The 9,340-nt window shown below is 60.0% G+C and carries 10 protein-coding genes and 1 tRNA gene; 3 read left to right on the top strand and 8 right to left on the bottom strand.

The annotated features are described in order from the left end of the window. On the bottom strand, nucleotides 1-597 hold a 597-nt coding region (locus IC50_RS29060), incomplete at its 3' end, for an alpha/beta hydrolase fold domain-containing protein (RefSeq protein WP_035712846.1). A 161-nt stretch (nucleotides 598-758) separates the two neighbouring features. On the opposite strand from IC50_RS29060, the gene IC50_RS29055 reads away from it, so the two are divergent. Then, complete coding sequence (locus IC50_RS29055; RefSeq protein ID WP_244429672.1) at nucleotides 759-1,346, top strand: TetR/AcrR family transcriptional regulator; 588 nt, start codon at nucleotides 759-761, stop codon at nucleotides 1,344-1,346. Nucleotides 1,347-2,073: 727 nt separating this feature from the next. Here the strand turns inward: IC50_RS29055 and IC50_RS29050 are convergent. The 5 genes from IC50_RS29050 to IC50_RS40490 form a co-directional block, all read right to left on the bottom strand. Then, nucleotides 2,074-2,919, bottom strand: coding sequence for a carbohydrate ABC transporter permease (locus IC50_RS29050; protein ID WP_035712841.1), 846 nt, complete (start codon nucleotides 2,917-2,919; stop codon nucleotides 2,074-2,076). A gap of 1 nt (nucleotide 2,920) precedes the next feature. Further along, complete coding sequence (locus IC50_RS29045) at nucleotides 2,921-3,850, bottom strand: carbohydrate ABC transporter permease (protein WP_035712839.1); 930 nt, start codon at nucleotides 3,848-3,850, stop codon at nucleotides 2,921-2,923. A 15-nt stretch (nucleotides 3,851-3,865) separates the two neighbouring features. Next, on the bottom strand, nucleotides 3,866-4,891 hold the full coding sequence (locus tag IC50_RS29040; protein WP_035712837.1) for an ABC transporter ATP-binding protein: 1,026 nt from the start codon (nucleotides 4,889-4,891) through the stop codon (nucleotides 3,866-3,868). A gap of 109 nt (nucleotides 4,892-5,000) precedes the next feature. Next, entirely contained in the window at nucleotides 5,001-6,341 is a 1,341-nt protein-coding gene (locus tag IC50_RS29035) for an ABC transporter substrate-binding protein (RefSeq protein WP_035712835.1), read from the bottom strand. Nucleotides 6,342-6,978: 637 nt separating this feature from the next. Continuing rightward, entirely contained in the window at nucleotides 6,979-7,308 is a 330-nt protein-coding gene (locus IC50_RS40490) for a helix-turn-helix domain-containing protein (RefSeq protein WP_050991140.1), read from the bottom strand. 11 nt (nucleotides 7,309-7,319) lie between these two features. Between IC50_RS40490 and IC50_RS40485 the strand changes: the two genes are divergently transcribed. Together IC50_RS40485 and IC50_RS29025 are read left to right on the top strand one after the other, a co-directional pair. Continuing rightward, nucleotides 7,320-7,706, top strand: a complete 387-nt coding sequence (locus IC50_RS40485) for a hypothetical protein (RefSeq protein ID WP_050991139.1) — start codon at nucleotides 7,320-7,322, stop codon at nucleotides 7,704-7,706. A gap of 360 nt (nucleotides 7,707-8,066) precedes the next feature. Continuing rightward, the gene (locus IC50_RS29025; protein WP_035712833.1) at nucleotides 8,067-8,495 is read left to right on the top strand and encodes a hypothetical protein; all 429 of its coding nucleotides are present in this window, start codon (nucleotides 8,067-8,069) and stop codon (nucleotides 8,493-8,495) included. 214 nt (nucleotides 8,496-8,709) lie between these two features. Here the strand turns inward: IC50_RS29025 and IC50_RS29020 are convergent. After that, nucleotides 8,710-8,787, bottom strand: a tRNA-Pro gene (locus IC50_RS29020). A 124-nt stretch (nucleotides 8,788-8,911) separates the two neighbouring features. After that, on the bottom strand, nucleotides 8,912-9,340 hold a 429-nt coding region (locus IC50_RS29015), incomplete at its 5' end, for a MerR family transcriptional regulator (RefSeq protein WP_035712830.1).

The following is a 9,340-nucleotide window of genomic DNA, read 5'->3' as shown; positions in this document are numbered from 1 at the left end:
CGGCTGCCGATGGCCGCGATCGCGCAGCCACTGACACGCGGCGAGCGCGAGCCCCGCGCCGGCCGAATTGCCGACCACCGTGACCTTTGCGTCGCCTGCGTCTTCCAGCAGCATCCTGAGCAACTCGCCCGTCGCCGGCACGACGTCCTTCGCGGTCGCGCGCGGCGCCAGCGGATAGATCGGCACGACGCAGCAGACGCGCGCCCTGCGCGTCATCTCGCCAATGAAGCGCCAATGCGCCGGCACGATCTCGTTGATGAAGCCGCCGCCATGCAGGAACATGACGTAGTTGCAGCCCTCATGCCCCGACGACGGCGCGGTGTAATAGACCGGCCAGCCGCCCATCTTCGTCAGCGTCGCCTCGACGTCGCGGCCGAGCCCCGTCGGCTCATGCGAGGCCGGCCGCAAGGCGAGCTTCTGCACGTGTGCCTGCACCGCCTCGGCGGACGCAAGTTGCCGCTTGTACGGAAGCAGCCCGAGCAGCAGGTTGAAGGCGCGGCTCTGCAAGCTCGGCGCGGGATCGCGCGGCGCCCGCGTGCCGAACACACAACCGCCCGGGCAGAGCTGAAAGGCCGACACAAGTCTTGCAACGCTCATCGCCACATCCCCATCCGGCTCTTTTCGATGCGGCGACCAAGAGGCTTGCCGACCCGCCGCCACTTGCCGATATAATGCGAGCATTCACTCGCTTTTCCTACTCGCATTCAGATCACAAGACCGTGGCCCGCAAATCACTCACAACACCTCGGAAAAGCGCCTTGCAGCAGCGATCCCGCGCCACCGTGGACGCGCTGGTCGAGGCAACTGCTCGCATTCTGGTCAAGGAAGGCTTTGAGAAGGCGAGCACCAACCGCATCGCCGAAATCGCCGGCGTCAGCGTCGGCTCGCTCTACCAGTATTTTCCGAGCAAGGAGGCGCTCGTCGCCGCCGTGATCGAGCGCCACAACGAGGAGATCATGGCCATCGTCCGCACGGCGCTCACCGAGATCGCCGACCTGCCCATCGACAAGGCCGTGCGAAAACTCGTCACCGTCGCGATCGAGGCCCACCGCATCAACCCGAAACTGCATCGGGTCCTCGCCGAGCAGATCCCCCGCACCGGCCAGCTTAAGGATGTCGAAGCCTTCAACCGCGAGGTCCACACGCTAGTGCGCACCTATCTCGAGAGCCGCCGCAAAGAGATGCGCAAGGTGGACGTCGATGTCGCAACCTTCATCTGCGTCAGCGCGATCGAGTCGGTTGCGCACAACACCGTGCTGAACCACGCGGAGATGCTGTCGGAGAAGACGGTGCGGACGCTGGTGGAGGAGACGACAAGGATGGTGGTGGGGTATTTGAGACAGTGAAGCCTTCAAGCGCATGAGCTCAGCGGCATTAGGAAGGCGCCATCCATAACATCCTTTGGTCGAGTGCAACTTGGAATTGTCAAAACCGCTCGGAATTGCGGTGAACAGTGCTGGCACCGTAGCTCCTAATGCGGCCATCGATGCATCGACCCAGGGCGCGCGTCGCCTCTTCAATCAAACGGTTTCGTCCCGAGCCTGCTGTCTGGAGCATCACGATGTCACTAGATCTGCAAGTGTTCACCGTTCATGACGCAACCGACTTTCCGATCGTCCGCTCCCGAGCGGAGGCTATCATACCCGGTATGCAACTCGCTGGGAAACCGAGATGAACGCAATACTGACACATGGTAAAGCTTTTGTCCTGATCTTCCCGGGCGAGCGGATCGACGAGACGCCCGATGACAGAAAACGCAGAGGCATATGGCTAAAGCGGAACAAGCAAGCTCTACGCCGCCTTTGCCTTTCACTGATCACAATCGAACCAGATGCTCTCAAACGTATCGCGCTGAAGGCCCAGATGGTGATGGCGGCGAGGCGTTCGGCATCCCTATGGAGATCGCTTGTTCACTCGAAGGAGCGAATGCCACGGCGCAACGGCTCCTCGCGACTACGAATTCGATCAGTGGCACGGCGGGAAGCGAAGTCCGTCAGCCCTAGCTCCAGCAACGGATGTCCAACTAAGTCTGCCAGGACAGCGGAGTCCCGCCGATAGCCGCTTCCCATTAATCTATTTGACCGCGCCTCCGGTGATCCCCGAGATGAAGCGATCCAGGAACAGGTTGTAAGCGATGGCAACAGGAATGCTGGCGATCAATGCGCCGGCCATGATCTCGCCCCAAAAGAAGATATCGCCGCGGACGAGGTCGGTGGCGACGCCGAGCGTGACCGGCTTTTGCGCTGAGGTGGAGATGAACGTCAGGGCGTAGACAAATTCCTGCAAGGTCAGCGTGAAGGTAAAAATTACGACCGTCAGAATAGCCGGAATCGACAACGGTAGCACCATCCTGACGAAGGCGCCGAACAGGCTGCAGCCATCGACGATCGCCGCCTCCTCGATCTCGACCGGCATCGCCTTGAAGAATCCCATGAGCAGCCAAGTGCAGAATGGGATCGTGAAGGTCGGATAGACCAGCACCAGGGACCACATCGAATTCTGCAGACCCAGCGAGGCAACAACGCGCGAGAGTGGCAGGAACAGAAGCGTCGGTGGAACGAGATAGGTCAGAAAAATGCCAATCCCAAGCGCCTCGCCATTCCGACCGGTCATTCGCGCCAAGCTGTAGCCGGCGGGCACAGCGGCGGCGAGCGTGATAGCAACGACACAGAGACCGATGATCAGCGAATTGAGGAGCCAGCGCGCGAACAGCGTCTGCTCGAAGAGATATCTGAAATGCTCAAGCGTTGGGGTTTCGTTGAACCAGAATGGCGTATTGGCGACATTGTAGAGATCGGGATTGCTCTTCAGCGAGGTGATCAGCATCCAGTAAAACGGAAAGGCAGTCAGAACGACGAAGATCGCCACCGCGCCGTAGAACGCGCCGTCGCTCGCGGCGTTGAGAACGGCGCGACGCATGTCAGATCTCCCGCCGTCTGATGAAATGCAACATTCCGATGACCACGAAAAACAGCACCGGGAGCATGAACAGGGAGATGGCGGCGCCATGCGACACGTCGCCGGAGACGATACCGACCTGGAAGCCCTCGAACCCCAGCACCGATGTCGCGTTGACCGGCCCGCCTTTGGTCAGAAGAAACACGACGGAGAGGTCGGTGAACGTGAACACGATGCCGAAGATGAGGCCGACTGCGACAATGGGCAGGATCATCGGCAGGACGATCTGGTAGTTGCGGCGCCAGAAGCCCGCGCCATCCACGGTTGCCGCATCGATGACGTCTTGAGGGATCGAGGTCATGCCGGCGAGAAAGATGACGATCGCGAATGGAAAGAACCGCCAGGCATTCACGACAATCACGCACAGCATCGCCAGATGCGGGTTGCCGAGCCAGTTCGGCGCATCAGAACGGGTGATGACACCGAGCGAGATCAGCGACCAGTTGATGACGCTGTAGAGCGAATCGAACATCCATTCCCAGGCGACGGTGGCAAGCGCGATGGGCACGGCCCACGGCAGAATGATCAGCGCCCGGACGATCTTGCGGCCCGGGAACTGCCGCAGCAACAGGAGAGCGCCGAACTTGCCGAGCACGAGTCCGAGGAACTGGGATCCAAAGGTGAAGAGAAAGGTGTTGGCCAGGGTGTCCTGAAAGACCGGATTTTGGACGATCTGCCTGAAATTCGAGAGACCTACGAACCGCCAGGACGGATCGTAGATCGTGTAGGCGCTGACCGAATAATAGACGGCGAGCAGAAACGGCAGGCCAACCAGCAAGAGCACGTAGAGGATCGCGGGCGCGACCAAGACACCGCCGAGCACGTCGCGCCGGTCCAGGAGGAAGCGATAGCGCGGCGCCGGCTTTACGACTGGTTCGGCAATCGAGACCATGGATGATCACCTGCCCTAATGCGACATCGCCCGCTTGCCGTTCGCATCGAAATACCGCAATGCGCCGCGACGCACGGCGAAACGATGCCACTCGCCCGGCCGGATGCTCTCCTCGGCAACATGCGCAGGCGGCAGCTTCGCGGCGATCACCTCGGCCGGATTGAAACCATCGAGGACGCCGTAGACGATACGCTCCGAGCCGAGATACTCCGAGCGATCCACCCGGAACGAGAACTCCGCCGCGTCGGAGCCATTGATCATCTCCTTGGGAAGGAAGTTCTCGGGTCGAAAGCCGAGATACCCGCCATTGCGTGCGACCAAGTTCATCGGCGGCGTGCCGACAAAGGTTGCGACGAAGCGATCGGCCGGATCTTCATAGATCTCGACCGGCGTTCCCACCTGGCGAATCCGTCCATGGTCGATGACCGCGATGCGGTCACCCATACCCATAGCCTCGACCTGATCGTGCGTCACGTAGATGGTCGTGATCCCGACGCGTTGCTGGAATTGCCGGATGTCCTGGCGGGCCGAGGCGCGCATCTTGGCGTCCAGATTGGACAACGGCTCGTCGAGCAACAGCGCGGTCGGCTCGCGTACCAACGCACGAGCGAGCGCGACCCGCTGGCGTTCGCCGCCCGAGAGCTGGCGCGGCCGACGATCGAGCAGATGCGAGATTCCGAGGAGGCTTGCCGCCCAGTTCACCTTCTTATCGATCTCCCCTCGGGAGACGTGTTGCGTCTTCAGCGGGAAAGCGATGTTGTTGCGCACGGTATAGTGCGGATAGAGTCCATAGCTCTGGAACATCATGGCCACGCCGCGGGCCCGTGGCGGAATGTCATTGACGAGGTTGCCGCCGATGATGAGATCCCCGCTGGTCTGCCGCTCGAGGCCGCAGACGATGCGCAGGAAGGTCGTCTTCCCGCAGCCCGATGGACCGAGCAGAACCATGAACTCACCGTCCGGGACAGTGAGACTCATGCCGTTGACGGCGAGAACGTCGTCGAATTTCTTGAAAATGTTTCTTGCAGTTACTGGGGCCATTTTCGTATTCCAAAACCCTCCGATGCGGATTTGCAGCGCCCCCTCTGTCTCTTTTCGCTTGGCGCCCCACCTGCGAACTGCACGCAGCCCGTAGGTGCGCGGCCGTCAATCAAGTCTTGTGCAGCCACTTGTCGAAGATGCGCTCGCATTGCTCTGCGGCCCATTTCACGGACTCCTCGGCCGACATCGCGCCGGTTGCTGCCTTGGCCATCATGTCGCAGACGATGAAACTGTTGTAGATCTCGTCCGTGGCTGGCCATGCCGGTCCGGGATAGCCTGGCACGGCGGACCATTCATCGGACGTTTGCAGCACTGAGAGCTTGTCGCGGGGTGTCGATGTCGGATCGTCGGACAACAGAGGCATCGGTTTCGGGACGATGTTGGCGAAGATCGGGTTGTTGTAGCCCGAGCTGGCCTTGAAGGCGTCGACCCAATTGTCGGCGTAGTGTTTCAGGAACTCGAGCGCCGCTTCTTTGTTCCTGGCGAATTTCCAGATGCCATAGAATTCTGCGGCACCACCCATGATCTGCCGGACGGGCCCCTTCGGCGGCTTCATCACGAAGATATCGTCAGCAACTTTCTTGTTGAGTTGCTGAGCCGTCCGGTAAGCGGAGATCGGGTTGATGATCAGGGAGCTGACGCCGGAATCGATGTATTGGTTGTTGCTGGCGTCATTCCATGACAGCACATCCGCCGTCATCGCCTCCTTGTAGAGCGCAGTAACGAACTTGACCGCCTCGACCGTCTCCTTGCTGTCGAGCACGACGTGCTTGCCGCTCTCGTCCTGGAACGCCCCGCCATAGCTCCAGAGCAGGCCGCGCCAAGTCGTGTTCGGATCGTTGCTGTGACCGAGCGAAATTCCGACTGGATTGCCTTTCTGCTTCAGCTTGGCGCCGCCGGTCCTCACGTTATCCCACGTGTCGGGCACCACCCCGATCTCCTCCCACATGCTCTTGCGGTACATCACCGGGAAATTGATGTAGAAGTCCGGGAATGCGGACCACGTCTTGTCGTCCTGGTTGTAGCCGATCTGCCGGCCGATGACGGTGATCTTGCCGTATTTCTTCTCCACCGATTCGACGAGATCCGTCACGTCGACGAGGAACTTGCGGTAGAGATGCGCGCCGCCGGCGCCATTCCAGCCGAAAAGATCGTGGCCCGATCCCGCTGACGCCTCGGCAGCAGCGCGTGCAGCGACGTCGCCCACCGGGATGTGATCGACGGTAACATCGATGTGGTTCTTGTCTCCCCACTCCTTCGCGAAATTGTCGAACCATTGGTCATAGGCTGGGACGAAGTGACTCCACTGTACAATGGACAGTGTTTTGCTCTCTGCCATCGCGCTGGAGACGAATGGTGTCGAAAGAACTGGCGCCGAGCCGACTGCCAGAAGGGCAAGCCCCGTGTCCTTCAGGAGACGGCGTCGCGTCACACGTTTGCTCGTGCTCATCTGCGACTCCTCCCATGTCCAGCTGGCTCGGACGCGCCTTGACGGAGGCCGCCTAAGATCGCTGGACGATATTTGCGGACAAGATAGAGCAGCCATGCAGATCGCAATAGCTCGACAAAAGCCGGTCAATGCAGGTGACCTTCAATCCGCGCACGGTCCGATGCCGTACACACATGACAACTCTTCGTTGCACTGGAGACACCGTGCTACCGGCTCCTGAACGGATGCTTCACTTGCGGCGAACCTTGAGCCAATGAGCGCGGCAGCCTCGTTTCCGCTCCGCCGCCGAAAAACACGCCAGGCTCGACTATCGCTTGCAGATCACTCGGATCGTTTGATATCCGCACTTGCCGTTCGAATCCGCCAGACGGACTTCCCAAACCTCATCGATAACCCGCCTTCACCTCTGGAACCCCAACAGCGCATCGATTGCCCATATGCGGTCGAGGATACCTCTTTGTGTAGTCGAACCGCTCGACACCGGTGATCAGTCTTTGTCGTTTCGGCTAGGTTGAACTGCCGAAAGATGTCGGAGCGGCATTCGGCACTCTCTGGCCCCGTTTCGATCGAATGCGGTGGCCATTCAGCCTCATCGCACTCGCCATTGTCAGAAAGAACGCGCCTCGCGCCCAACTGCTCACCGCGTCTGGACAGAACCGAGAGATGGATCAAGGGCGGACGTCTCGAACAGAGCGTCGTCCTCCACGTGATCGATCTGTCGCACCGAGGCCAGCTGCCGATCGTATTCCCGATCAATCAGGCGAAAGCAATCGCAACACATGTTGGCAAGTTCGCCAAACCGGCAAATGGAAATCTGTCCACGCTTGGTCCTGATCAGACCCTCGCTTTCGAGCAGATCCAGGCAATCCGTGACACTTGCTCGTCGTACGCCGAGCAATTGCGCCAGCACGCTGTGGGTCAGCGGAATCTCGTCCGTGTTCAGGAGGATCGAGCGAGGAGCAACCATCTGGCGAGACGATGCTTCAGATCGTGCGTGGCGTTGCATGCGCCGGATTGCGAGGTCTGAACGAGAACAACACCCAGATAGGCATTGAGGACGGCATGAAGGACCTGAAGCCGTTTGATTGCGTCTCGAAATTCCCGCGTCCTTATTCGCAAGGCATGTCCGCCGACCTGAACAGTCCTGCGGTGCAGCGGCTCGGTGCCGGCCCCCAGCAGGACCGGCGATCCCACCAGGCCCTCCGACCCAATCAGCCAGACTTCGACGAATTTCTCGCGACCTACCTTGGCTCCGACGGACACAAGTCCACTTTCGAGGAAGTAGACGTGGTCCATCGGCAACTTGTAGTGATGAAGAACCTGACGCGGAACAGCTTCACTTTCTCGGAAATCGCGAGGACTTGAGACAGTTCATCAGCAGGAATGATCCGCAGCAGCCGGTTCGTCGTGGAGATGACATTTGACGTGGCGGTGTGCGGTTCCATACGCCTTATTCCCGGATCCAGCCGAACGCGATCGTAGGAGGACCGGCGGCTGCATGCAATGCGTCTGGAGCCGCGTCAAAATCGGTCGTGGTGCATGGATTGGTCTATTCCATACCTTCCCACAACGGTGCTTCGGATTTACCTACGATGCAAATCGCCCTGGACGCACCGAGCGGGGCGGACCTCGCGTTTGGGCGACTGTCCGCCAGGACTTGTGGAACAGACGAATAATCTATTCGTTACTGCCTCAAGGGCGACATCCCAGAGAGGATGTAAACCCATGAAAGTTCCTGCCATCAGCGTCGCGCTGGCGATTATACTCGGCAGTACCGCACTTTCGCTGGCGCAACAAAGCGGTCGAGGCGCCGTCGAACTGAGCAACGGCACAAAGGTGCCCCAGAATCCATCGCTGCCGAAGCTCAACCTGACCAACATGCAGCGCGAGCAGATTCGCAAGTCCGTACTGCCTGAGAACACCGAGGTCGAGTTCAGGCTGAAGAGCACGAAATCCGCCAAGGACTTTAACTCCGCAATCGGGGAGAAGCTTCCAAAAGGCGTCAAGGCCAACTCGCTGCCAACGCAGGTTCTGTCGCAAATTCCGGATTTGCGTGACTATCTATACGTGAAAATGAAAGATCAGGTGCTGATCGTGAACGGCATGACCAACAGGATCGTTGATATGTTTTCGGAGACGCAGCCACTTTCCTAGCTAGCACCATAACAACTGTTTTGCTCGACGGATCAAATCCGCTTCGGAGAAACATCATTCTGTCAATGACATCGCTACTGTGCATGGGGTTGTTTTCGGCATTTTGTTTGCCGACCACCGAACCAGCCACCGCGAGACCAGCCGTCATGCAAGAGCAATCGGCGGGAGCAGTCTCCACGCCGACAATCAATCCACTGACAGATAGCTGAAAAAATGGTCGGAGCGAGAGGATTTGAACCTCCGACCCCTAGTCTCCCAGACTAGTGCGCTAACCGGGCTGCGCCACGCTCCGAATGTCGTTCCATTAGCTAGGATCGCCGCTTTGCGCAAGGCGAGGTCGCAGCATTTTGGTGCCTCTCCTCAATCGGGAGCCCAAAGCGCCCGGAACTGCCGGCAAGCCGGTGGGACCACCGCCCCTACCCGTCCTTCAGCGCCTGATCCAGCATCTCCCTGATGGCAACGAGGTCGGCGAGTGCCCGGCCGAGACGTTCCCGGTCCAGCGCACTGGGGCCGGCGGGCGCAGCAGTGGCGCCGCCCTTGCGGAAGGTGGTGAGGATCTCCTCGTCGTCGACCTCCGTGAAGCGGAAGTCGATGCCTTCTTCCTCGTCACCCTGGTAGTCGTCATCGTCGGTGTCGGTGACGCCCTTGATGGGCGCCTCGTCCTCAGGCTCCATCAGGCTCGCGCCGATGGCGTCCTCGATGGCGCCGAACGAGACCGCGGCCGCGCTGTCGGCGAGGCCCTGCACCGATTTGACGCCGTGCTCCTTCAGGATCCGCTGCACCCCGCGGATGGTATAGCCCTCGCCGTAGAGCAGCCGGCGGATGCCCTTGAGCAGGTCGACGTC

Source organism: Bradyrhizobium genomosp. I (2014) (assembly GCF_000261685.1).
Lineage (GTDB): Bacteria > Pseudomonadota > Alphaproteobacteria > Rhizobiales > Xanthobacteraceae > Bradyrhizobium.
Note: the sequence above shows the minus strand (reverse complement) of the source record. Positions and strands in the feature narration are given on the sequence as shown.

Bases quoted from the DNA above. Each gene is read 5' to 3' on its own strand.
- IC50_RS29050 (WP_035712841.1), bottom strand. From the start codon at position 2,919: ATGCGTCGCGCCGTTCTCAACGCCGCGAGCGACGGCGCGTTCTACGGC.
- IC50_RS29045 (WP_035712839.1), bottom strand. From the start codon at position 3,850: ATGGTCTCGATTGCCGAACCAGTCGTAAAGCCGGCGCCGCGCTATCGC.
- IC50_RS29040 (WP_035712837.1), bottom strand. From the start codon at position 4,891: ATGGCCCCAGTAACTGCAAGAAACATTTTCAAGAAATTCGACGACGTT.
- IC50_RS29035 (WP_035712835.1), bottom strand. From the start codon at position 6,341: ATGAGCACGAGCAAACGTGTGACGCGACGCCGTCTCCTGAAGGACACG.
- IC50_RS40490 (WP_050991140.1), bottom strand. From the start codon at position 7,308: ATGGTTGCTCCTCGCTCGATCCTCCTGAACACGGACGAGATTCCGCTG.
- IC50_RS40485 (WP_050991139.1), top strand. From the start codon at position 7,320: ATGCTTCAGATCGTGCGTGGCGTTGCATGCGCCGGATTGCGAGGTCTG.
- IC50_RS29025 (WP_035712833.1), top strand. From the start codon at position 8,067: ATGAAAGTTCCTGCCATCAGCGTCGCGCTGGCGATTATACTCGGCAGT.